Genomic DNA, 23,425 nt, shown 5'->3' with positions numbered 1-23,425 from the left:
TTCTGTGCTAAATACGATAATATAGGTTGCACCGATCATAATTGTTGAGCAAAATACCCAACCACTGGAATTATAACCATTACTTAGCCATACTCTTTTTTAGACATCACACAACACCAGAGATTGCACGAGAAATTATTATTTGAATAACTTAAAAGTTAACTACTTAATCATCGTGGTTATCGCGCTACTGGCTTCAATGGTCATCGGCTTTAATATCCGCTGGCCCAATACGCAAGATTCACAAATTAATAAAATACTGTCACAAGGTGAATTACGTATTAGTGCCGTCAGCTCGCCACTTATCTATATAGATGAGCAAAAACAGCTTCGTGGTTTTGACTACGAACTTGCTCAAGATTTTGCTTCGTACCTAGGGGTCAAGCTTAAAATCACTATCCGCCCAACATTCGAGCAAATTTTTGACGACCTCGAAAATGGCGATGCTGACATCGCTGTTGCAGGGCTTTTGTATAATAAAGACCGATTAACTAAGACAAAAACAGGCCCAAGCTACCTGACGGTAACTCAGCAATTGGTCTATCGCAAAGGCTCAACACGGCCGAAATCGTTTAATGACATCAATGGTAAGCTGCTTGTGACTTCTGGAACGGCCCACGCCAGTACCTTAAAAGAGCTCGCCAAAGAATATCCAAACTTAAAATGGGAAGAGACATCTAAATACAATACCAATCAAATTCTTGAAATGCTTGCTGATGGTGAAATCGACTATACCCTCGAAGACTCTATCGCAGTTGCATTGCAACAGCGCATTCACCCACAAATCGCTGTCGCCTTTGATTTACTCGATGATCATGCGGTCACGTGGTATATGCGTCGTGGTGATGAAAACAGCTTAAATGCTGCCCTGCTCGACTTTTTCAATCAAGGCAATGAAACTGAGCTATTGGCACGTCTGAATGAAAAATATTTTAGCCATGTGGAATCGTTCGATTATTTCGATACGATGACATTTATTAAGGCGATAGATAATAAGCTGCCTGAATACCAGCCGTTATTTGAAAGATACGCTGAAGTTATTGATTGGAAGCTTCTCGCTGCGATTGCATGGCAAGAGTCTCATTGGGACCCTCTTGCAACTTCACCTACGGGTGTGCGGGGCTTAATGATGCTAACAAAACCTACGGCGGCTACGATGGGTATCGCTGATAGGTTAGATGCGGAAGAAAGCATTAAAGGTGGTGCCGCTTATATCGCTTATATAATGGAAAGATTGCCAGAGACCATCGCGGAAGATGACCGTATTTGGTTCGCTCTTTCTGCATATAATATGGGCTATGGGCATATGTTGGATGTACGAAAACTAACTCAGATGCTAGGCGGTGACCCAGATAGATGGCTCGATGTTAAAGCACGGCTTCCACTGTTAACCCAGAAGAAATATTACTCGCAACTCACTTATGGCTACGCACGTGGCCATGAAGCTTATCGCTACGTAGAAAATATTCGCCGATATCATCAAAGTTTGGTGGGGTACCTTCAAGCGCAAGAACGTAAGCAACATGCGCTCGATATTGCCCAGCAATCTTTGACCTATTTGATTTTGCCTGAAAATTTAAAAACGAATGAATCTAAAGCTGTTGAAAATCAATCCCCCATCCCTGAAACAAATAATGTTAGTCATTTAGGGGAGTTGAGCTCATCAAAGCCATCTCTAAATAGCAGTGAAGAGGGGAAAACGTCACTCGGTCAATACCTTACTTCATTGCATTCGGACTTACAAGATACTGAATTAGGTCAAAAACCTGCATCAATTTCCCCGCTTAAAGTGCCCGATACTGCGCCTTAATCAGCACGCTTAAATCAACTCACAAAGCGCTAATTCTGTTGGCGCTTTTGTTCTTTTTTCTGAGCTCTGCGCATTTTAAAAAAAGCACTCAGCATTGAAGAACATGCTTCTTCTAAAATTCCACCAGTGACTTCCACATAATGGTTTAACCCTGCTTGTTCCATGATGTTGATATAAGAACCGCAAGCACCCGTTTTGAAATCTTTCGCGCCATAAACAATACGGCCAATACGGCTATGGATCATCGCGCCTGCGCACATTATGCAAGGTTCTAAAGTGACATATAACGTGGTATCAAGCAGACGGTAATTACTCAACGCTTGCCCTGCTTGTTGCAGAGCTATAATTTCAGCATGAGCAGTCGGGTTATGGTCAATAATTGAACGATTCCAACCAGAGGCAATTAACTGATTATCTTTAACTAACAATGCACCTACTGGGATTTCACCCACCTCTTGTGCCTTTAATGCAAGTTCAAGGGCTTGCTGCATCCAATATTCATCAATTTCTATTTGCGTCACTCTTACCTCTGGGCAATTAACTCGAAGGCTAATTATTACCAAATGTCTGAGTGACTGCAATTTTAAATCTTTGTCAGGTGGTTAATTCACCTTATACACTAATTACTCAATGCAAGTTTTGCCGCAAAACCCATAAAGAAGGCCCCAACGGTGCAATTGCCTAGTTTTGCGAGGATCTTTTTCTCACGTAAAAATTTAGCAATTAAATAACCACTAAAGATCAGTATGCTTAAATATAAAAAGCTAACTAACTCTAAGATCGTCGCCAACACAAGGTATGGCACCCATGCATTTGCGTAGTTAAAATCGACAAACTGAATAAAAAACGAAATATAAAACAAAATCGCTTTTGGGTTTGTCAGACTTAACGCTAAAGCACGAACAAAGTGATTTTCTGACTTGATTGTCACCGCAACCTCTTCGCCCTCACCCTGTGACTTGCGCTTTAATGTGCTATATAAAATCTTACAACCGAGATATAAAAGATAAGCCGCACCTAGATAGCGAACAATCATAAACAAAGTTGGTGACGCTTTGATCACAGATGCTACACCGATAAATGACAAAAAAACCAATATAGCATCACCTGTAAAGACGCCTAGCGCAGCTCGATAACCGTACCGAGCACCACTAGAGGTACTCGTTTTGAGTACATAAATCGAGTTAGGCCCTGGAACAATAATAATGAAGACTAAACCAGCAAGGTAAGTCCAGAAGTTAAGAACTCCGAGAGTTTCGAACATGTTTGCGTTCCTTTATATTTTTTATTATTACTACCATAGATTTCGTTATTTGTGAACAATATCATATTTTGAGTTTTAACATTAAAAACAAATAGTTAAATAAATTCTAAAAGAATCGCGCTCTAATTTATTTAATCGCCGAATTTATAAAATAAAATTCTGCTCATAATAGATAATTATAAAAATCTTTTTTGATAATCGAGTAAACTCAAATGCAATTTCAGTACAGCGCCTAATTACATACTCTATTTATAATCTCTTGTTATCATGATATTAATCATGGATGAAACAGAGTATTGGTGTAATTTATTCGACTCCGCAGCTCAGGACGTTTAAAATAACCTTATTACTACAAAACCTGTTTACAACCCTGCTTTTCAATATTAAATATAACTTAAGTAAAATTTCAACTGGAAGTAACGAATAGGTGCAAGATATAAGTTACTAATTATTAAATATTTTTAATGAATTTATTATAAATGGCACTATTAATTACTAAAAAATGTATCAATTGCGATATGTGCGAACCCGAATGCCCTAATGACGCAATTTTTATGGGCGCTGAAATTTATGAAATTGACTCAACGCTATGTACAGAATGTGTCGGGCACTACGATAAACCGACTTGCCAGTCAGTTTGCCCTATTACGAATACCATTATTACTGATCCACAGCATATTGAAACTGAAGAACAATTATGGGATAAGTTTGTCGCAATTCACCATGCTGATAAAATTTAACTAAACTCCCCCACGCTTCATCTTTATTCATAACGCTGCCAGATATAGCACTGACAGCGTTATGTTTTACCTGTTAGGCATAATAAGGCTCAATCACCAAGACGCTCTATGATCACAGTTGCTGATGCATAATGCCGTTCATCTGTGATGGAGACGTGGAAACAGGTTGCATTTAAGCTTTCAGCGAGCTTTAACGCCTCCCCCTTTAAATGTAATAATGGTTTACCCAATTCATCATTTGTCACTTCAAACTGGTTGAATGCAAGACCATTACGGATACCCGTTCCCAAAGCTTTTGCGGCCGCTTCTTTAACTGCAAAGCGTTTTGCCAAAAAACGAGCAGGTTTTGCTTGCTGCTGATATTGCAAAAACTCTTTTTCAGTCAAAATTCGCTTTGCTAAGCTATCGCCTGTACGTTCAATAACCGATTCAATACGCGTTATTTCGACGATATCCGTTCCTAAGCCAACTATTGCCATTATTTTCGCGCTTCTAACATGATTTTTTTCATATCAGCAACCGCCTGCGCCAGTCCACTAAATAGAGCACGGCCAATAATTGCATGACCAATATTTAATTCATAAATTTCAGGTAGTTGTGCAATACGCTGAACATTATGGTAAGTCAAACCATGCCCTGCATTGACCTTGATGCCTTTACCCGCGGCATAAGTGACGCCATCGCGAATACGACGAAACTCTAACTCTTGTTCCTGTTCCGTTTTAGCATCCGCATATGCACCTGTATGGATTTCAATAAATGGCGCACCACATTCCTGAGCGGCATCAATTTGTACATGGTCAGCATCAATAAAGAGAGACACTAAAATGCCCGCTTCCGTTAATCGTTTTACTGCATCTGCTATTTTTTGTTTTTGTCCTGCAACATCCAAGCCCCCCTCAGTAGTCACTTCTTCGCGCTTTTCAGGAACAAGGCAACAAAATGCAGGTTTAATACGGCAAGCAATATCAACCATTTCATCCGTCACTGCCATTTCAAGGTTCATACGCGTTTGTATTGTTTCGTTGAGTAACGCAACGTCTCTATCGGTAATATGACGACGGTCTTCACGTAAATGCACGGTGATACCATCTGCGCCAGCTTGTTCAGCAACAAATGCAGCCTGTACAGGATCGGGATATTGCGTTCCTCGTGCATTTCTGACTGTCGCAATGTGGTCAATATTAACGCCTAATAAAAGCTCTGCCATTTTATACTCCCCTCAATAAACGGTAACTGATATCTCAATTCCACTATCCTACTGTAATTTTGAAGGTTCGGGGAATAAATCTCATATCATTCGAGGCAAATTCCAAAACAGTTAGGCTATTGCATGTAAGGGATAAAATTTTTGCGAAGCGCTTCGTAAACTTTGTAATAAAGCACCAAACTTAGTGGTTTAACACCATAAAATTGGGTACAACAAACACAGTTAAACGCGATAAGTTAGAAAGATATAAAAAGCGAAGTAAAAAAAACATAGCAGCTAATGTATAAATAGAATCAATAATTAACGATTAGTTTAATTTGTTTGAAGTGGTAGTTGAAACCGTAAATTGCCTAAATAACTCTCTGCTTTTTAATGGTTTGCCGCCTAAATAAGGTTTTAATGCGATACGAGTAAAACGCTTAGCGGCCTTTAAGGTGTCAGCATCAGGGAAATCACGGCTTGCGAGTGCTTTTAATTGTTTACCCGTAAAACTGAGCTGGTCAACAACTAAACTGCCTATAAAGCCTTTTTCTTCTCGGTAACGGTACGTCATTGTGTCAGAAACAGCTTCCCCGCTACCTGCACAGTGCAAGAAATCCACACCATAGCCAAGGTAAGATAACAACGCCAGTTCAAACTGACGCAAGGCAAACTCAGGGGTTTTCTCGCTCGCAGCAAGGACTTGTAAACATGAAAGGTAATCAAAAAATAGCGCGGAATAAGGCGTACCAAACTCAAGTACACGTGCCGTTAATTCATTAAGATACAGACCGCTATAAAGGACAGTTCCACTCAAAGGAAGTGCTAACGAAACAGGATCTGCATTAATTAAGGTTTTGATTTCACCTTTGCCGCTCCAACGGATTAGCAAAGGTGTGAAAGGCTGTAAACAGCCCCTTAAAGGGGAGCGATTGCGGCGGGCACCTTTAGCCAGTAAGCGAATTTTTCCTTCGCCTTCAGTGAAGAAATCAAGTAACAAACTTGTTTCACTGTAAGGCCTTGAATGGAGCACAAACGCGCGTTGCCAACCACTCACTCCGCCACCTACTATTTTAAATCGTCAACATAACCCAGACTGCGTAATGCTCTTTCATCATCCGCCCAGCCTGACTTAACTTTAACCCAAAGCTCGAGGTGAACTTTGTTATCAAACATGCGTTCCATATCGATACGCGCTTCGGTACCGATGGTTTTCAGTTTGCTACCTTTGTTACCAATGACCATTTTCTTCTGGCCTTCGCGTTCAACAAGAATTAAGCCATTGATATGGTAAATCCCCGTTTCAGTAACTTTAAATTGTTCAATTTCAACGGTAACAGAATAAGGCAATTCATCCCCCAAGAAGCGCATTAATTTCTCACGGATCATTTCTGACGCCATAAAACGCTGAGAACGGTCTGTAATATAGTCTTCTGGGAAGTGGTGCGCTGCTTCTGGAATATGTTGCTTCACAATTTTAGCAATTGTATCCACGCCAGTGCCTTTTTCTGCACTGATTGGCACAACATCTAAAAAATTCATTTTTTGGCTAATCGCGCCAATATGTGGCAATAAAACCGTTTTATCCGTCACGTTATCAATCTTATTGATAGCTAAAATGACTGGGCAACGTAAGCTTGATAACTTAGTCAGCACCATTTCATCGTCAGCGGTCCAGTTGGTACCTTCAACGACAAAAATCACCAGTTCAACATCACCGATAGAGCTTGATGCCGCACGGTTCATTAAACGGTTAATCGCACGTTTTTCTTCAATATGTAATCCTGGGGTATCAACATAGATAATTTGATAATTATCTTCAGTGTGGATCCCCATAATACGATGGCGAGTCGTCTGTGGCTTTCTCGACGTAATCGAGACTTTTTGCCCCAGTAATTGATTTAATAATGTCGATTTACCGACATTTGGCCGTCCAACTATGGCAACGAAACCACAGTGGGATTGTAATTCACTCATTCAAGCTCCAAAATTTTCAATGCTTGCTCTGCTGCGGCTTGCTCTGCTTTACGACGACTTGAACCAACACCATAGATGGGTTGTTCGATGCCACTCACTTGGCAGTGGATCGTAAACTCCTGGTCATGAGCCTCGCCTTTTACTTGAACCACTAAATAGTTCGGTAATGGCAAGTGACGCCCTTGCAGATATTCTTGTAACCGTGTTTTCGGGTCTTTTTGTTTATCACCCGGACTAATTTCAATTAATCGGCTTTGATACCAATCTAAAATAATTCTTTCAATCGTCTGGATATCGCTGTCCAAGAATATACCGCCAATTAGTGCTTCCACTGTGTCAGCAAGGATTGACTCTCGACGAAATCCACCACTTTTTAGCTCCCCCGGACCTAAACGTAAACATTCACCCAGTTCAAACTCACGAGCAATTTCTGCCAATGTATTTCCACGAACGAGTGTTGCACGCATCCGGCTCATATCACCCTCATCCACTTTAGGAAAACGGTGATACAGATCATTTGCAATCACAAAACTTAAAATTGAATCCCCTAAAAACTCGAGGCGTTCATTATGTTTGCTACTTGCACTTCTGTGTGTTAACGCTTGAATCAACAAATCATGTTGTCTGAACTGGTAACCAAGCTTACGTTGTAATCTTTCTACTAAAGAGGGGTTCATGTGCGCCCAACCATTTTTATTTGATAAAAAAGCACACGCAACAGACCAGTAAAATAATGTATTTTACAAAACTGTTGCGTTTGCACTGACTCCTTATCTACCCACATTTTTTGCAGCTCAGTAGAACTAATGATTTAAACTTTATTAGTTACAATGAGTTACAAAAGAAAGGAATTACAATTGGGGAGCCAATAATATTAACTAAATTATATTGTACACTGGGTAAAATAATAATGCTTCGGTTAATGCGGATTTTCAAATGAAAACCCGCACTTTCATCGTTGTCTTGAAATTATAGAGGACCAATTCGACTAAAGCGAATGCCTGTTGGCCATTCATTTTCTTGCTTATCAAGACTTAGCCAAATAAATACAGCTCGACCAACTAAATTTTGCTCAGGCACAAAGCCCCACATGCGGCTATCAGAGCTGTTATCCCGGTTATCACCCATCATAAAATATTGTTTTTCAGGAACAATCCATTCATTTAATGGCATACCTGGTTGTATATATTTTGCTTCAGTGATTGCTTGACGAATAATTAGAATTTGGTGTTCAACTGTACCTAATTTTTCGCTACGTTCATATTGACGTAATGCATTACGCGGCAGTTCTTGATCTAGTGGAACCTCATAGTTCCCTTTTTGGCTATCAACAACCGATGCAACGTCAAAAAACATTGTCCATTCACTTGGGTTCAATGGCCCATAAGTAATTGGTAAGCTTTCTGTGCATTTGTTATCAGCACAATTTGGGTAAATAGTCAGTTCTTTCGCATCCGGGTTATAAACAATCTTATCACCTGGCAAACCTATTACACGTTTAACGAAATCGACATTTGGGTCACGAGGATATTTAAATACAGCGATATCTCCACGTTTTGGTTTACCCGTTTCTATCAGTGTCGTCTGTGTAATGGGGTCTTTTAAACCATAAGCAAATTTCTCAACCAACATAAAGTCACCAACTAATAGCGTTGGCATCATTGACCCAGATGGTATTTGAAATGGCTCATAAATAAATGAGCGCACAATCAGTACAATAGCTAACACAGGGAAAATAGATGTCCCTGTTTCTAGCCATGAAGGGCGGCGGACAGCATTCGCCACATCCGCTTCGCTTACTGCACCATTTGTTGCATCCTGTAACTGCTTAAGTTTTGCTTTACGCGCAGGCGCAAATTTAAACTTATCTAAACACCAAATAATCCCAGTGATTAAGGTTGCCAGTGTTAGGATCAAGGCAAAGGTGTTAGCCATTGAGACTCCTTGTAAACTTAGTTGTCTTTACCAACGTGCAATATAGCAAGGAACGCTTCTTGTGGTAGCTCAACGTTACCCACTTGTTTCATACGTTTCTTACCATCCTTTTGCTTCTGTAACAGTTTCTTCTTACGGCTAACGTCACCGCCATAACATTTGGCAAGTACGTTTTTACGCAGCTGTTTAACTGTAGAACGAGCAATAATATGGTTGCCAATCGCTGCCTGAATCGCAATATCAAACTGCTGGCGCGGGATCAGTTCCTTCATTTTTTCAACTAACTCACGGCCACGGTATTGTGAGTTTGCACGGTGCGTAATTAACGCTAATGCGTCAACACGTTCGTTATTGATAAGCACATCAACCCTAACCATATCTGATGGTTGGAAGCGTTTAAATGCATAATCCAATGAAGCATAACCACGAGATGTCGATTTCAAACGGTCAAAGAAATCCAGTACCACTTCAGACATTGGAATTTCATAAGTTAATGAAACTTGATTACCATGATAGACCATATTGGTTTGAACGCCACGTTTCTCAATACAAAGTGTAATCACGTTACCTAAGTATTCTTTAGGCATTAACATGTGGCACTCAGCGATTGGCTCACGCAGTTCTTCAATATTGTTTAATGCAGGCAGCTTTGATGGGCTGTCTACATATACAATCTCACCATTGGTTTGTTGAACTTCATACACGACCGTTGGTGCTGTGGTAATCAGGTCAAGATCGTACTCTCGCTCTAAACGCTCTTGGATGATTTCCATGTGCAATAAGCCAAGGAAACCACAGCGGAAACCAAAACCTAAAGCGGTTGATGTTTCTGGCTCATAGAATAACGAGGCATCGTTTAAACTAAGTTTACCTAGCGCATCACGGAAACTTTCGTAATCATCAGAACTGACAGGGAACAGACCAGCATAAACCTGTGGCTTGACTTTTTTAAAGCCTGGAAGTGCTTTTTCCGCAGGATTACGAGCGCCTGTTAAGGTATCCCCTACTGGTGCACCAGTGATGTCTTTAATTGCGCAGACTAACCAGCCCACTTCACCACAGCTCAATACATCACGGTCGACTTGTTTTGGTGTAAAAATACCAAGGCGGTCGGCGTTATAAACCTGACCTGTACTCATGACTTTAACTTTATCGCCTTTTTTCAGTGAACCATTTTTAATACGGATCAATGAAACAACGCCTAAATAGTTATCAAACCACGAGTCAATAATCAACGCTTGTAGAGGTGCATCCACATCACCAACAGGCGGTGGGATCTCTTTAACAAGACGTTCAATCACATCTTGCACACCAATACCGGTTTTCGCAGAACAGCGAACTGCATCGTGGGCATCAAGACCAACGATGTCTTCAATTTCATCAGCAACACGCTCTGGGTCTGCCGCTGGTAAGTCAATCTTGTTTAAAACAGGAACGACTTCTAAATCCATTTCAATCGCGGTATAGCAGTTAGCGAGTGTTTGTGCTTCAACACCTTGCCCTGCATCAACAACTAAAAGCGCCCCTTCACACGCGGCTAGAGAACGCGAAACTTCATAAGAGAAGTCAACGTGGCCAGGAGTATCGATAAAGTTTAGTTGGTAGGTTTCACCATCAGAAGCTTTATAATCAAGCGTAACGCTCTGTGCTTTGATGGTAATTCCACGCTCACGTTCCAGATCCATTGAGTCTAGAACTTGCGCTGCCATTTCGCGATCCGTTAAACCACCACAAATCTGAATAATGCGATCAGATAATGTGGACTTGCCATGGTCGATATGAGCAATGATAGAAAAATTTCTTATATTATTGATTTTCAAGGTAATATCTTCTTTTAAATTGCCTTACAAAATCAGCTTTGTGCAAATATCGCGACAAAACTAAAATGCTATGATTATCACAAGATTGTTAATTAGCAGCATTTTACATATAAGACCCCGCTAACACAAAGATTCAATGTAAAACAACTGTAAACTTGCCAAAGGTTAATGAGTTAGAACACTAATTTAGCGCTAATTTAACCCTCAAAATACTCATTTATTACGAACAATAACGAGTCTCTTTTGATTTTTATCTCAAAAGAGACTGAAAAATCAATTAATTGGTTATTAAACTCAATAAACCACAAAAGGAAAACATTACGTTTTCCTCTTTTTTATCATGGTATCAAATAATGAATTGAATACAACCTATTGATATTTAGCAGTTAACCTGCACTGAAAGCTCGGAAGGTGGTAAACCTATTTGCAAGACGACAGGTTGGAATGCGTCATCATCACGCCAATGAGAAGCGAATTTCCGTGCGGTATAAAAGCCAATCACGCCACCTAACACACCAGAAATAGCCACTAAAAATTGACTAAAATCAAACGATTGAGCTAATCCTGCAAAAATAAACAACCCTAAAATCGGTGTTAAATACACCAGCATTGCCGAACGAATTAAACTTCCTTCAGGAATGCCAACTTCGATTTTTTGCCCTTCGACTAAAGGCTGTTCAATCGCAATTTCCAATTCATGTTCCGTGTTTGGCCCTATTTTGCTGAGCGCATAAGAACCACACGTTTTACGAGCACCGCAACTTCCGCATCCTGATGAAGAACCATAACGTAGTAATGCTCTTCCGTTTTGCCAACGAATGACAGTTGCCCACTCTTTTACCATAACCTACTCCCGAAACTGAACACTACCTGCAATAACTTGTGCCGTTGGCAAAGGTAATTCACCAATCACAGTAATGACATTTTGCTTTTGTGTCATTGTATAAATTGAACGGCGCCCATTTTGCATGGGTTGATCCAACAACGGGCCTTTTGCCGATTTCGTCACATTAACTGAGAAGGTAAATAACCCATCGCTGAACATCGCGCTTTCCACAACGTCGTCTTCACTTAATTTACGCACAGAACGCGATGTTTCTTCAAAACCAGGTGGAAGCATACCCACTTGCCATTTGAAGGATGGTGCTGCATTTTTTGGATATACCAATAACGGCGGCATATTCACCTGACTCAGAGAAAGTAATGAATCATTCACTGTTTTACTGTCTAGCACTGTAGAGATGACACGAAATTGCTCTAATGTTTGGCTGTTGTTATCCAACAAATCAATACGTAATGGCAGTTTCGTTTCCTCATCAATTAATAGTACATAATTAAATCGGGAATTGTCTTTCGATATTATGCGGATCACTAAAGCAGGCCGATCGCCAATATGTGTGCGCCCTGCATCAATAAAATTATAGTACGGTTTTATCTGTTCATAATTAGCAAATAAAACAGAAGGTAAGTTATCAACGATATTTTTGCCATTCAAACTAAACGCATCAAAACCAGGTTCAAAGTAGCTGACTTTGTCACCTTTTTGAACAATTTCTCGGCGTGATGAGTCCATCTGTATCATTTGCGAAACAGGGACACCATTAACGATTGCGTGGCGATATCTTACAGGTGTAATTGTTTGCGGACTGAAAGTCATAAATGACATTTCATAAGAGAGGTTTTGGGCAGCGTTCCCCATTTCTTTAAAAAGAACATCGGCACCTATTTCAGATGCCGAAGCTTGATTAGAAATAATCAGGCTGCCCGTCAGGCAGATGACGGATAACCATTTATTCATTATTTCAGCTTAACTCCTGCCGCAGATGCAGGTTGTTCAGATTGTTGATATTGCTGGTTCAGCATCGAGCGTCTTTCAATTTCGTATTGTTGCAGCATCGCATTAATACGTTGATTTTGCTGTTCAACCTGTTGAAGTTGCTGTTCATTGCCAAATAATTGGTTGTCTGAAATGTTCAGGCTCACAGGCGCGCCACTTCCAACAGGGATGGTATTAAACATTGGCTCATCAACTGTGGAATCAACAGCATTACTTTGATTGTACTGCTGTACGCCTACAATAACGGCTAATGAAACACATGCCGCAACACCAATTTGAGTTATTTGGCTTGCCCAAGGACGGATTTTACCCCAGAACGGGAAAGTACCCCAAGTCGCAGGTTCAGGCTGCGATTCGACAACTACCTGAGGATTAATACGCACAGCTTCATTCTCTAATGCTGCCGCAACTTTACTTGCTATATCAAAATGCATGACATCGCCAGTATCATTACGCAGAGTATCACGAATAAGATGATAGCTCTCCCAACGTTGCTTTAACGTTGAATCACATGAAATGGCATTCACAAGCTCTAAATCTAGAGCCTCGCCATCCATCATTGCGGAAAGTTTCTCTCTTTGCATGCCCAATTACCTTCAGTTAATTGCATCACAATTATAATTAATCTGCTGATTTAATAGCATTAGTGCTGTTGAATCAGAGGTTGTACTTTATTATCAATCGCTTCCCTCGCCCTAAAAATACGTGAACGTACAGTACCTACTGGGCAATCCATAATTTCAGCGATTTCTTCATAGCTCAAACCATCAAGTTCACGGAGCGTGATCGCCATTCGTAAATCTTCAGGCAACGATTCGATGGTTTTGAAAACAACTTTCTTTAATTCTTCAGACAACATTAAGTTCTCTGGGTTCGAAATTTCTTTTAAAGCACCAGCGCTCTCAAAGTTTTCAGCATCACTCGCTTCAAGGTCTGACGCGGGAGGGCGTCTATCTTGCGCAACTAAATAATTTTTAGCCGTATTGACCGCAATACGATAAAGCCAAGTATAAAATGCGCTGTCACCACGAAACGAGCCAATAGCGCGATACGCTTTTATAAATGATTCTTGTGCCACATCAGGCACGTCCGCTTGCGGCACATAACGAGATACTAAACTAGCAACTTTGTGCTGGTATTTAATTACCAGTAAGTTGAAAGCTTGTTGATCGCCTTTTTGTACCTTTTCAACCAATAATTGGTCCGTTAATTGCTCGCTCATTTCGGAAAGAATCTCCCGAATTCAGGCTGATAATATGTTGACTTGTTCATGTTCTCCCATCCTAAAGCAAGCACTACTTTGAGTTATAGAAATCATTGAAGTTCAATTTAATCTAAAAAAATAGTCAAAAATTTACAAAAGTGCTGTTTTTTCATTTTCGAAGATCCCAAAGATCCTCATTAAAACAATTGTGTACAAATTCCTGAAGGCCAAGAATACAGCATACGGATTTTGCAAATGAATGCCATAGCTATCACATTAATACAATGTGAATAAGTAAATAGACTTAAGTCAAGATAGTGACTGTAAACATCTATCCAGCAATAGTAATCGACAACCTGATAGGCTAACATAAAAAAACACACTACATACTATTATATACAGCAAACACACATGAACGGATCCACACAGCATTACACTGATATTTTAATCATTGGCAGTGGTGTCGCAGGACTATCCGCAGCCTTACGCCTTGCCCCTTTTCATCAAGTGACTATTTTGAGTAAAAGCCGCTTGAGCGAAGGAGCTTCTTATTATGCCCAAGGCGGTATTGCCGCCGTATTTGATGATACCGACAGCATAGAATCCCATGTAGAAGACACGCTTATTGCAGGTGCTGGCATTTGCCATAAAGAAGCCGTTGAATTTATCGCTTCAAACGCAAAGGATTGCGTACAGTGGCTTATTAAACAAGGGGTTTTATTCGATACAGAAATCACAGAAAGTGGAGAAACCCAGTACCATTTAACGCGAGAAGGCGGCCACAGCCATCGTCGGATACTTCATCATGCTGATGCGACAGGAAAAGAAGTCGAAACCACTCTTGTTGATCTTGCTTTTGCTCACCCAAATATCCATATAAAAGAACGCTATAACGCCGTTGACTTAATCCTATCCGAAGACAACACACCATCACGTATTTTGGGTGCTTATGTTTGGAATCGAAAACAAGAACAAGTAGAAACGATCCGCGCCAAAACCGTTATTTTAGCCACTGGCGGCGCAGCAAAAGTCTATCAATACACCACTAATCCGGATATTTCGTCAGGGGATGGCATTGCCATGGCGTGGCGGGCTGGTTGCCGTGTTGCTAACTTAGAATTCAACCAATTTCACCCCACTTGTTTGTTCCACCCACAAGCGCGAAACTTCTTACTTACCGAAGCATTACGGGGTGAAGGTGCCTATTTAAAACGCCCTGATGGCAGCCGCTTTATGCCTGATTATGACGAAAGAGAAGAGTTGGCACCTCGTGATATTGTTGCACGTGCCATTGACCATGAAATGAAACGCCTTGGTGCAGACTGTATGTATCTTGATATCAGCCATAAGCCAGCCGATTTTGTGCAGCATCATTTCCCAACCATTTATGCCAAGCTAATAACACTAGGGTTAGATATCACCAAAGAGCCTATCCCTATCGTCCCTGCCGCGCATTATACCTGCGGCGGGGTGATTGTTGACCAAACGGGTATGACCGATATTGCTAACTTATATGCTATTGGTGAAGTCAGTTATACTGGCCTACACGGCGCGAACCGTATGGCATCTAATTCATTGTTGGAATGCCTAGTATATGGCTGGTCAGCCGCAGAAAACATCAAATCAACACTGCAAAATATTGGTGAAGTACCGCACTTACCTGAGTGGGATGAAAGCCGGGTACATAACTCCGATGAACAAGTTGTAATCCAGCATAACTGGCATGAATTACGTTTATTTATGTGGGACTACATGGGGATTGTGAGAACAACTAAACGTCTCGAACGTGCACTCCGCCGCATTCATTTATTGCAACAAGAAATTCACGACTATTATGCTAACTTTCGTATTTCCAATAACTTACTGGAGCTACGAAACCTCGTGCAAGTTGCAGAATTAATGGTGCGATGTGCATTAGAGCGCAAAGAAAGCCGTGGACTGCATTACACATTAGACTACCCAGATATGTTAGAAAATTCAGGACCCACTGTTTTAAAGCCTGAATAAGGCCACGAAACCAACGGGATAGCCGTTCCGTTGGTTTCAATATTTAAGGTAGAACGGCTGGATCAATGCACGAAAATCCTCAGTGTATTCGCCGTTCGGTGCTTTTAGCGCTAAATGACTCACCTGAGTGTGTGAATTCGCTAATCGCAAGCCTAATAACATGCGGTGAAATGGCGTTGCTGGTTTATCACTCACATTGACTCTCAGCGCTGTAAACCACCCGCTCCCTTCAGCCATGGCTTGCACTTTTTCACCTACTTCATACGGCAACACTAAGCAAAACAGCCCATTTTTCTTTAAACAACGCTGCGCACATTCTAATAATACGTCATGAGTTAATGCCCCCGTGTAGCGCGCTTGGTCACGCTGTACATCTCGGCACGCTACCGCAGGCTCGAAATAAGGTGGGTTGCTCACAATCAAATCATATTGAGTATGTGAATGCTGACTATAGTGGATAATATCCTGATTAATAATGCTTAATCGCTTCGCCCAAGGTGACTCGACAAAATTTACCCCGGCTTGATGTGCAGCTTGCTCGTCTAATTCAACCGCATCAATGTGGGCATTTTGTTGACGCTGCGCCAGCATCAGTGCAACTAACCCGCTCCCACTGCCAATATCCAATACAGATTGAACATCATCAACAGGCGCCCACGCCCCTAATAACACACCATCAGTTCCCACTTTCATTGCACATTGGTCATGGGCCACAAAAAACTGTTTAAATGTAAACCCACCCTTTCGGTAGCTTTTTTTCTGCTCGCTCATCCACACACTCTGTTTATCTAAGCCTTGCTATTTTCTCATTTTGAGCAAATAAATGTCATCATTTAACCTATTTGCTACAATATAATTCTTATAATATGAGAATTATATTTGAGACGTGAAAATTTTACTGCTAAGTTCGAAAAAAAGGAGATGCGATGAACAGCATTAATAGAACCTTAGATGTCTTGTCTTACATCACAAGTTGCGCATCCCCAGTGACGCCACAGGTTATCTCAACCACCTTAGATATTCCATTATCTACGGTTTACCGCTTGCTAGCAATTCTCATAGATTGGGAATTTGTATCTCATGCAAAGCAGTATGGTACTTATTGCGTTGGCTCGCAGAGTATCAAAAATCATGAAAAATACTATCACCACAGTTTATTGATGGAAGCCGCAAAATTAGAGCTTCAATCGTTAGCGAAAAAAACACGAGAAACCGCAGCGATTATCACCTCAAACCTGCGAGAAACGATTTGTGTGGACATGATTGAAAGCGAACAAGCCTTGCGTTGCTCATTTATCATCGGGCGCGGTAATACCCTTATCAAAGGAGCAAGTGCCAAAACATTGTTAGCATTTCACCAAACACAATACCAAGAACAAGTGTTTGAGATACATGCAAAACAACTAATTTCTGACGTAGATAAGCTGAAGTTACAACAAGATCTACAACAAATCCGCAAACAAGGCTATGGCACATCAACCAGTGAGATTGATGAAGGTGTATTTGGCGCTTCAGCCCCTATCTTTAAAGGAAATGATGTACTGGCAGTTGTTTCTGTTATGGCACCTGAATTTCGTTCAATTCACCGTGTTGACGAGTTAATTATGCACACACGTCAAGCGGCGGATAACATCACTAAATTGATTAATTTGGAGTAACTATGACACAACCTTTCCAATGGCAAGGCCGTACGGATGGTGAAACACAAGAACATTTGCGTATTCATCAAGTGATTAACAAAGTATCACCCGCACAATTTACATTGATAGGCTTTGCCTCTGATGAGGGTGTTAGGCGCAATAAAGGCCGTCAAGGGGCTAAAGCTGGCCCTGATGCTATTCGTCGCCAACTTGCTGGGTTACCTATCCACCAGCCACTAGCGATTAAAGATATGGGAACCGTAAGTTGTGATGATGGTGATCTCGAGTCCGCACAACGCCGTTTATCCGATAAAATTATTGAAAGTTTAACCGCAAATGAACACCCGATTATTTTAGGGGGTGGTCATGAAGTAGCCTTTGGCAGCTTCCAAGGACTATTTGATTATGTCGAACAAAATCAAACAGGTAAAGCTATTGGTATTATCAATTTTGATGCCCATTTTGATTTACGTGAAGCGCCTGAAGCAACCTCCGGCACGCCTTTTTTGCAATCTGCACATTTATGTGACAAACATCAACGCCCGTTCCATTACCTGTGTTTGGGCATTGCTGATCATGGCAACACCAAGGTGTTATTTGATACCGCAGACCGCTTAGGCTGCCAATACATTCGTGACAAACAACTGAGCTTTTCGCAGCTCCCACAAGCCATTAAGCAACTCCAGGCATTCATTGATGCCGTTGATTATTTATATGTCACGGTGGATTTAGATGTGTTCTCTGCTGCTATTGCCCCCGGTGTTAGTGCCCCTGCACCTAAAGGTATCTCTACCGAAACGTTTGATGAGCTTTTTGCCGTTATTAAAAACAGTAAAAAAATCGCCCTCTTCGATATCGCAGAGTGCAATCCTGAATTTGATATTGACAACCACACCGCCAAACTCGCGGCTTATTTGATTTACCAATATTTATTCTAATAAAACAACACAACAATTCGACTGATAAATAAACTGTTCGCTTCAATCTGTTGAGATAGCTTCTATTCAAACACCACAATAAAAAATAGGTTTGAAAAGAAATATCAACTTAGCTGTAACTCTCTAAATTTTAATGTTTTTCATCATAAATATTTTAACTATTAGATTTCAAGTTACAGCTAGGCGGCTAACGAAGATAGCTGTAGGAGCATACAAAAGTATGTGACTACAGTAGCTGAGTGCGGCCAACAACGCTGTAGCTTGAAAGATAACAGTTCAAAAAGGGAAACTTATGATTCTACACCTAGACGCACTATCCACCTTATTCCTCACAGTAATCTGCCTTCTCATGGGCATCCACTTAAAAAAGCGCATTGAATGGTTACAACGGTTCTGTATTCCATCTCCTGTGATAGGTGGATTTTTGGTGAGTTTAATCATTTGGGGCTTGAAATCATTCAACCTCGCAGAGATTAACTTCGATACCAGTTTACAAACCTTCTTGATGGTCGCATTCTTCACCACGATAGGTATTGATGGCAGCTTCCGTATTCTCAAGACGGGTGGTCGCCTATTATTTATGTACCTATTTATTTGCTGGTTTGTCGTGATTTTCCAAGACACCTTTGGCGCAGGATTAGCACACTTATTAGGTATCGAACCTGTTATTGGAATTATGGCAGGAGGCGTATCTCTTACAGGTGGTCATGGTGGAGCAGCTGCTTTTGGCGGCATGGCTGAAGGGCTTGGCGTACAATCGGCGACAGTTGCCGCCATTGCAGCAGCCACTTTTGGTTTAATTACAGGTAGCTTATTAGGCGGCCCAATCGCCACCTACTTGATTAAAAAATACAACGTTCGTATTCAAGCAGATGAGAAAGTCGAAAAAATTCAAGTTCCTGAAACTATTGCAGGGAAAATTGAGTCTATCGATGCACATGCTTTCTTGAAAATGCTCGCCTTGATCTTAGGGATCATGGTGATTGGGCAATTTGCTTCTGCTCAATTCACCAAAGCCACCGGGTTTTCATTACCTAGCTATGTTGGTGCAATGATCATTGCTATTGTCATTCGTAATATCAATGATCAGGTCGAATTATTCCGTATCAACCAAAAATCTATCGATCTTATCTCTGAGGTCTCGCTGGGCCTTTTCTTAACCATGGCCATGATGTCACTCAAGATTTGGGAACTAAAAGCGGTTGCTCTTCCACTCTTCACCATCTTATTAGCTCAAGTTGTCATTTTAATTCTGCTCGTTGTCTTTGTTATCTTTAGATTGTTAGGGAAAAACTATGACGCAGCCGTGATGTGTGCAGGCCTAATGGGTCATGGTTTAGGAGCGACACCAAATGCAATGGCGAATATGTCATCCGTGTGTGAGCGCTATAAACAAGTTTCCATGAAAGCCTTTATGATTGTGCCACTAAGCGGTGCAGTACTCATCGATTTAGTGGGTATCCCATACCATACTTGGTTGATTAATATGCTTAGCTAATAAATATGTAAAAGAGGAGAGTTTCGGCTCTCCTTATTTCTTTTGCGATTTAGCTGATATTTCCTCGAGTTACCACTCCCTGTCAGACCTGAAAACAGTTACACTGGTGAAAAGCGGTTTTTTTCAGGTGAACAATTTTGCTAACCTGTTTATAATCAGCGCCCCAAATAGAGGTATATCATGACTGCATCCACATTTTCTGAACTTGATCTCGATGAGAGCCTAATTGACGCGCTGTCAGACAAAGGTTATCAACGCCCCACTGCTATCCAAGCCGCTGCTATTCCAGCAGCAATGGATGGTCGTGATGTTTTAGGTTCAGCACCAACAGGAACAGGTAAAACTGCGGCATTCTTACTGCCAGCAATTCAACATTTACTTGATTTTCCAAGAAAAAAATCAGGGCCACCACGCGTTCTGATCGTCACCCCTACCCGTGAATTAGCTATGCAGGTTGCTGACCAAGCAAAAGAATTATGCGCACATAATCACCTAGACATTGCGACAATCACCGGCGGTGTTGCTTATATGAATCACGCTGAAATTTTCAGCGAAAACCAAGATATCGTTGTCGCCACAACAGGCCGCTTATTACAGTACATTAAAGAAGAAAACTTTGACTGCCGTGCCGTTGAAATTTTAATCCTTGATGAAGCTGACCGCATGTTAGACATGGGCTTTGCGAACGATATTGAAACCATTGCGGGTGAAACGCGCTGGCGCAAACAAACCATGTTATTTTCAGCAACCCTTGAAGGTGAAGCCATCCGTGACTTTGCTGAACGTTTGCTAGAAAATCCAATTGAAATTGATGCTGACCCTTCTCGTCGTGAACGTAAAAAAATTCAGCAATTTCATTACCGTGCAGATACTGTCGAGCACAAAACAGCACTGCTTTGCCACTTACTAAAACAAGAGGAAGTGACAAAAGCGATTGTGTTCGTGCGCAAACGTGAACGCTTACGCGAGCTGGTTCAATGGCTACGTGAAGCGGGGATCGAACCTTGTTATCTCGAAGGCGAAATGCCTCAAGCGAAACGTAACGAAGCTGTTCGCCGCCTTGTTGATGGTCAAGTGAAAGTTCTTGTTGCAACTGACGTCGCATCACGCGGTTTAGACATCGATAATGTCAGCCATGTATTTAACTTCGATTTACCTCGAACCGCTGACGTTTACCTGCATCGCATAGGCCGTACTGGCCGCGCAGGTCGCAAAGGTACTGCAATCTCTTTAGTTGAAGCCCATGACTTCCCATTGTTAGGTAAAATTACACGCTACATTGAAGACCCAATCAAAGTGCGTGTTATTGATGCTTTGCGCCCAACAACAAAAGCGCCATCTGAAGCCATGCTAAACAAGCCAAAACCGTCGAAGAAAGTGCTTGCGAAACGCAAAGAGAAAAAGAAAGAAGAACAAGTTAAGAAAAAAGAAAAAGTACGCCATCGCGATAAGAAAAATATTGGGAAACGTCGTACTCCAGTTAGTCCAGCAGCATCAGTGACTAGCGATAAAACACAATAATCAATCAAACGGGTTTCGGCCCGTTTTTATTTAATTCATCATATGAATAATTTTTTCTCGCATTTTTTTTCCTTCCTGTGTTAATGCATCATACTTAATAATATGATTATTAATGATATCTTTGCAGTCAAAACCCTGATTATTTTTCGTTCGCCAATCAGCACCACTTACCAACAATAATTCAGCAACTTCTAAAGCATGGCTATTTAAAGCATCATGGAGTGGCGTATTTCCTAAATTATCTTTTATATCAACCATTAGGCCATTATCTAGTAATATTTTAGATTGCATCACTCGACCACTTTGAGCCGCCAAATGTAAGATACTTTTTTGCTGGGTTAATTGTGTGTTTTTAATTGTTTGCCCATAGGGTGAATCAAGCAAAACTTGCATAAACTGCCCATTCATAGCTCGTGCTGATTGGTTAGCTAAAAACTCAAGATCACATGTTTTATTGTGGCACTCTAAAAGGTTTGAGAACTCAACAATATTGCCTTTTTTAATGGCACTTTTACAACTTTCTTGCCAATTAATTTTTTGTTGCTCTTCGATGAGTGGAAAAACTTTAAGTGGAAGCTCTACAGCTTTATCATACTCCCCTGTAATCGCATTCCAATTATTCCACGGTTTTTGTTTACACATCACCTTAATAATTTTAACCATCGTATGAGCAATAAAACTTCTTGTTAATAACCGGTGCGGTAACCAATTTTTCCAAGAACTCTGTTCGCTATAAGCCATTTTAATACGCGTTCCCAGCGCTGAAGGGATAGGTAAAGTATTTTGTAATGAATCAAGCCAGTCATATTGCACAGTATAAAACCGTATCAGCCCTTCATTCGCCGTTCGTTCCGCAACATCATAATTAAGCCCAATCTTGTTTACGGTATTCTTTGCCAGCCCTGCAGGACTAAACACAACAGCAGGGCTATGACTCGCCAATGCGGCGATTGATGCAAGGCCACCACCTAATGAATGCCCTGTACAAATCAAATTTCCTTTTACTGCATTAAATAAAATATTCGTTAAGCCAACGGATTGATAATACTGAGGTTCATACTGCCCCAAGCCCTGACGGATATTGGCATAGAAGTCCACAATATCGTTCGAACCAGCAAAACAAAGAATATATAAATTATTAAATCGACAGATATTGGCTTGAAACCCTGAAGCCCCATCACCGAGCAACTCTGCATCGATACCTAATGCGTTAAGTTGTGCCGTATTTAATCTCTCTACACCTAGCATCTGCTGCCAATCGGTATGGTAAGCTCCATGCGATAACATGGCTAAAATAAAGTCTTTTTTTTGCGCATCACGGCCAAAAAAATGTTCTTTTAACGTATTTTTTGACCAGCGTTCTCTTTCACATAACGAAATATCTAAACTGTGATTTTGCAAATAAATGTCTAAGCCTTCCCTAGCAAGAGAAAGATCATCCACTGAATTAAGTGTTGGTTGTATTGAAAAAGGCATAAATTCTCCCTAACAAATGCGTATGTTGGAAGAGTATTGGAAGCTAAATAACGTTAAAGAGAAATAATCTACTTTGTTAGGGACAAATAAAAAGCCATTGATATCAATGGCTTTAGAATTTATTATACTGTACTAGATGTAATAGTGTTTAAACTTTATTACAGGCTTTCAGTGAAAGTACGGGTAATAACATCACGTTGTTGTTCAGGGGTTAACGAGTTAAAACGAACCGCATAGCCTGAAACACGGATAGTTAATTGTGGGTATTTTTCTGGATTTTTCACTGCATCTTCTAACGTTTCACGACTTAGTACGTTAACGTTTAAGTGCTGGCCACCTTCTACACGCACGGTTGGTTTCATTTCAAGTGGCACTTCGCGATACTCAAAAGCCCCTAATTCGTCTTTAGCAACAATCTGGCCTTCATTATAATCAGCTTTAGCACAAACGCAGCGAGCTTCGTTTTTCTCGTTATCCAGTAACCAGAAAGAATTCAGTAATGCTGCATTATCAGTTTTAGTAATTTGAATACCTGTAATCATGTCGACCTCCACGTTCGAACTAGATTG

The 23,425-nt window shown here is 40.9% G+C and carries 23 protein-coding genes; 7 read left to right on the top strand and 16 right to left on the bottom strand.

The genetic code is table 11. The features are described from left to right. Positions 1-142: 142 nt before the first annotated feature. On the top strand, positions 143-1,810 hold the full coding sequence (mltF, locus tag J6836_RS03685) for a membrane-bound lytic murein transglycosylase MltF (protein WP_219246941.1): 1,668 nt from the start codon (positions 143-145) through the stop codon (positions 1,808-1,810). Between the two features lie 29 nt (positions 1,811-1,839). Here the strand turns inward: mltF and tadA are convergent, their stop codons facing one another. Next, positions 1,840-2,331, bottom strand: coding sequence for a tRNA adenosine(34) deaminase TadA (gene tadA, locus J6836_RS03680; RefSeq protein ID WP_219246938.1), 492 nt, complete (start codon positions 2,329-2,331; stop codon positions 1,840-1,842). Positions 2,332-2,429: 98 nt separating this feature from the next. Beyond that, the gene (gene leuE / locus J6836_RS03675) at positions 2,430-3,074 is read right to left on the bottom strand and encodes a leucine efflux protein LeuE (protein ID WP_219246935.1); all 645 of its coding nucleotides are present in this window, start codon (positions 3,072-3,074) and stop codon (positions 2,430-2,432) included. Positions 3,075-3,553: 479 nt separating this feature from the next. Between leuE and J6836_RS03670 the strand changes: the two genes are divergently transcribed. Next, complete coding sequence (locus J6836_RS03670; protein ID WP_219246933.1) at positions 3,554-3,814, top strand: YfhL family 4Fe-4S dicluster ferredoxin; 261 nt, start codon at positions 3,554-3,556, stop codon at positions 3,812-3,814. Positions 3,815-3,903: 89 nt separating this feature from the next. Here J6836_RS03670 and acpS read toward each other — a convergent pair whose 3' ends face one another. From acpS to rpoE, 11 genes are all read right to left on the bottom strand, one after another. Continuing rightward, positions 3,904-4,293, bottom strand: a complete 390-nt coding sequence (acpS, locus tag J6836_RS03665) for a holo-ACP synthase (RefSeq protein WP_219246930.1) — start codon at positions 4,291-4,293, stop codon at positions 3,904-3,906. Continuing rightward, on the bottom strand, positions 4,293-5,024 hold the full coding sequence (gene pdxJ / locus J6836_RS03660) for a pyridoxine 5'-phosphate synthase (RefSeq protein WP_219246928.1): 732 nt from the start codon (positions 5,022-5,024) through the stop codon (positions 4,293-4,295). Before pdxJ ends, acpS begins: the two co-directional genes overlap by 1 nt. A 307-nt stretch (positions 5,025-5,331) precedes the next feature. Further along, complete coding sequence (gene recO, locus J6836_RS03655) at positions 5,332-6,060, bottom strand: DNA repair protein RecO (protein ID WP_219246926.1); 729 nt, start codon at positions 6,058-6,060, stop codon at positions 5,332-5,334. A gap of 11 nt (positions 6,061-6,071) precedes the next feature. Then, a complete protein-coding gene (era, locus tag J6836_RS03650) occupies positions 6,072-6,980 on the bottom strand; it encodes a GTPase Era (RefSeq protein ID WP_219246923.1) in 909 nt (302 codons plus the stop codon). Continuing rightward, positions 6,977-7,657 carry a ribonuclease III gene (gene rnc / locus J6836_RS03645; RefSeq protein WP_219246921.1) on the bottom strand — a complete coding sequence of 227 codons (681 nt, stop codon included), beginning with the start codon at positions 7,655-7,657 and terminating at the stop codon, positions 6,977-6,979. The genes era and rnc overlap by 4 nt, the downstream gene beginning before the upstream one ends. Before the next feature lie 292 nt (positions 7,658-7,949). After that, positions 7,950-8,915 (bottom strand): signal peptidase I, encoded by a 966-nt coding sequence (gene lepB / locus J6836_RS03640; protein ID WP_219246919.1) that lies wholly within the window; start codon positions 8,913-8,915, stop codon positions 7,950-7,952. 17 nt (positions 8,916-8,932) lie between these two features. Beyond that, positions 8,933-10,729 carry a translation elongation factor 4 gene (gene lepA / locus J6836_RS03635; protein ID WP_219249355.1) on the bottom strand — a complete coding sequence of 599 codons (1,797 nt, stop codon included), beginning with the start codon at positions 10,727-10,729 and terminating at the stop codon, positions 8,933-8,935. Positions 10,730-11,114: 385 nt separating this feature from the next. Next, positions 11,115-11,579 (bottom strand): SoxR-reducing system protein RseC, encoded by a 465-nt coding sequence (gene rseC / locus J6836_RS03630; RefSeq protein ID WP_219246917.1) that lies wholly within the window; start codon positions 11,577-11,579, stop codon positions 11,115-11,117. Positions 11,580-11,582: 3 nt separating this feature from the next. Then, complete coding sequence (gene rseB, locus J6836_RS03625) at positions 11,583-12,533, bottom strand: sigma-E factor regulatory protein RseB (protein WP_219246915.1); 951 nt, start codon at positions 12,531-12,533, stop codon at positions 11,583-11,585. Next, on the bottom strand, positions 12,533-13,156 hold the full coding sequence (gene rseA, locus J6836_RS03620) for an anti-sigma-E factor RseA (RefSeq protein WP_219246912.1): 624 nt from the start codon (positions 13,154-13,156) through the stop codon (positions 12,533-12,535). Before rseA ends, rseB begins: the two co-directional genes overlap by 1 nt. Positions 13,157-13,215: 59 nt before the next feature. Further along, positions 13,216-13,794, bottom strand: a complete 579-nt coding sequence (gene rpoE / locus J6836_RS03615; RefSeq protein ID WP_219246909.1) for an RNA polymerase sigma factor RpoE — start codon at positions 13,792-13,794, stop codon at positions 13,216-13,218. Positions 13,795-14,187: 393 nt separating this feature from the next. Here rpoE and nadB point away from each other — a divergent pair, with 393 nt between their 5' ends. Further along, positions 14,188-15,783 carry an L-aspartate oxidase gene (gene nadB / locus J6836_RS03610; protein WP_219246905.1) on the top strand — a complete coding sequence of 532 codons (1,596 nt, stop codon included), beginning with the start codon at positions 14,188-14,190 and terminating at the stop codon, positions 15,781-15,783. 36 nt (positions 15,784-15,819) lie between these two features. Here nadB and trmN read toward each other — a convergent pair whose 3' ends face one another. After that, positions 15,820-16,554: a tRNA(1)(Val) (adenine(37)-N(6))-methyltransferase TrmN gene (gene trmN / locus J6836_RS03605; RefSeq protein WP_219246900.1), complete on the bottom strand. Its 735-nt coding sequence runs from the start codon at positions 16,552-16,554 to the stop codon at positions 15,820-15,822. Between the two features lie 155 nt (positions 16,555-16,709). Here trmN and J6836_RS03600 point away from each other — a divergent pair, with 155 nt between their 5' ends. The 4 genes from J6836_RS03600 to srmB all read left to right on the top strand — a co-directional run bounded on the left by J6836_RS03600 (position 16,710) and on the right by srmB (position 21,380). After that, the gene (locus tag J6836_RS03600) at positions 16,710-17,441 is read left to right on the top strand and encodes an IclR family transcriptional regulator (protein ID WP_219246897.1); all 732 of its coding nucleotides are present in this window, start codon (positions 16,710-16,712) and stop codon (positions 17,439-17,441) included. Between the two features lie 2 nt (positions 17,442-17,443). Further along, positions 17,444-18,361: a formimidoylglutamase gene (gene hutG / locus J6836_RS03595; protein ID WP_219246895.1), complete on the top strand. Its 918-nt coding sequence runs from the start codon at positions 17,444-17,446 to the stop codon at positions 18,359-18,361. Positions 18,362-18,653: 292 nt separating this feature from the next. Continuing rightward, entirely contained in the window at positions 18,654-19,859 is a 1,206-nt protein-coding gene (gene gltS, locus J6836_RS03590) for a sodium/glutamate symporter (RefSeq protein ID WP_219246893.1), read from the top strand. 180 nt (positions 19,860-20,039) lie between these two features. Next, positions 20,040-21,380, top strand: coding sequence for an ATP-dependent RNA helicase SrmB (gene srmB, locus J6836_RS03585; protein WP_219246891.1), 1,341 nt, complete (start codon positions 20,040-20,042; stop codon positions 21,378-21,380). Between the two features lie 30 nt (positions 21,381-21,410). Here the strand turns inward: srmB and J6836_RS03580 are convergent, their stop codons facing one another. Together J6836_RS03580 and grcA are read right to left on the bottom strand one after the other, a co-directional pair. Further along, positions 21,411-22,856, bottom strand: coding sequence for an ankyrin repeat domain-containing protein (locus tag J6836_RS03580; RefSeq protein WP_219246889.1), 1,446 nt, complete (start codon positions 22,854-22,856; stop codon positions 21,411-21,413). A gap of 158 nt (positions 22,857-23,014) precedes the next feature. Further along, positions 23,015-23,398 carry an autonomous glycyl radical cofactor GrcA gene (gene grcA / locus J6836_RS03575; RefSeq protein WP_042844740.1) on the bottom strand — a complete coding sequence of 128 codons (384 nt, stop codon included), beginning with the start codon at positions 23,396-23,398 and terminating at the stop codon, positions 23,015-23,017. Positions 23,399-23,425: the final 27 nt, after the last annotated feature.

This window comes from Providencia sp. R33, assembly GCF_019343475.1.
Classification (GTDB): domain Bacteria; phylum Pseudomonadota; class Gammaproteobacteria; order Enterobacterales; family Enterobacteriaceae; genus Providencia.
The sequence above is the reverse complement of the archived record's forward strand: the minus strand, read 5'-3'. Positions and strand labels throughout refer to the sequence as shown.

What these genes read in the sequence shown, in the direction of transcription:
- rpoE (WP_219246909.1), bottom strand. Translation starts at nt 13,794, where the DNA reads ATGAGCGAGCAATTAACGGACCAATTATTGGTTGAAAAGGTACAAAAA.
- rseA (WP_219246912.1), bottom strand. Translation starts at nt 13,156, where the DNA reads ATGCAAAGAGAGAAACTTTCCGCAATGATGGATGGCGAGGCTCTAGAT.
- pdxJ (WP_219246928.1), bottom strand. Translation starts at nt 5,024, where the DNA reads ATGGCAGAGCTTTTATTAGGCGTTAATATTGACCACATTGCGACAGTC.
- leuE (WP_219246935.1), bottom strand. Translation starts at nt 3,074, where the DNA reads ATGTTCGAAACTCTCGGAGTTCTTAACTTCTGGACTTACCTTGCTGGT.
- lepB (WP_219246919.1), bottom strand. Translation starts at nt 8,915, where the DNA reads ATGGCTAACACCTTTGCCTTGATCCTAACACTGGCAACCTTAATCACT.
- J6836_RS03600 (WP_219246897.1), top strand. Translation starts at nt 16,710, where the DNA reads ATGAACAGCATTAATAGAACCTTAGATGTCTTGTCTTACATCACAAGT.
- J6836_RS03670 (WP_219246933.1), top strand. Translation starts at nt 3,554, where the DNA reads ATGGCACTATTAATTACTAAAAAATGTATCAATTGCGATATGTGCGAA.
- era (WP_219246923.1), bottom strand. Translation starts at nt 6,980, where the DNA reads ATGAGTGAATTACAATCCCACTGTGGTTTCGTTGCCATAGTTGGACGG.
- hutG (WP_219246895.1), top strand. Translation starts at nt 17,444, where the DNA reads ATGACACAACCTTTCCAATGGCAAGGCCGTACGGATGGTGAAACACAA.
- rnc (WP_219246921.1), bottom strand. Translation starts at nt 7,657, where the DNA reads ATGAACCCCTCTTTAGTAGAAAGATTACAACGTAAGCTTGGTTACCAG.
- rseB (WP_219246915.1), bottom strand. Translation starts at nt 12,533, where the DNA reads ATGAATAAATGGTTATCCGTCATCTGCCTGACGGGCAGCCTGATTATT.
- trmN (WP_219246900.1), bottom strand. Translation starts at nt 16,554, where the DNA reads ATGAGCGAGCAGAAAAAAAGCTACCGAAAGGGTGGGTTTACATTTAAA.
- grcA (WP_042844740.1), bottom strand. Translation starts at nt 23,398, where the DNA reads ATGATTACAGGTATTCAAATTACTAAAACTGATAATGCAGCATTACTG.
- nadB (WP_219246905.1), top strand. Translation starts at nt 14,188, where the DNA reads ATGAACGGATCCACACAGCATTACACTGATATTTTAATCATTGGCAGT.
- rseC (WP_219246917.1), bottom strand. Translation starts at nt 11,579, where the DNA reads ATGGTAAAAGAGTGGGCAACTGTCATTCGTTGGCAAAACGGAAGAGCA.
- J6836_RS03580 (WP_219246889.1), bottom strand. Translation starts at nt 22,856, where the DNA reads ATGCCTTTTTCAATACAACCAACACTTAATTCAGTGGATGATCTTTCT.
- gltS (WP_219246893.1), top strand. Translation starts at nt 18,654, where the DNA reads ATGATTCTACACCTAGACGCACTATCCACCTTATTCCTCACAGTAATC.
- acpS (WP_219246930.1), bottom strand. Translation starts at nt 4,293, where the DNA reads ATGGCAATAGTTGGCTTAGGAACGGATATCGTCGAAATAACGCGTATT.
- srmB (WP_219246891.1), top strand. Translation starts at nt 20,040, where the DNA reads ATGACTGCATCCACATTTTCTGAACTTGATCTCGATGAGAGCCTAATT.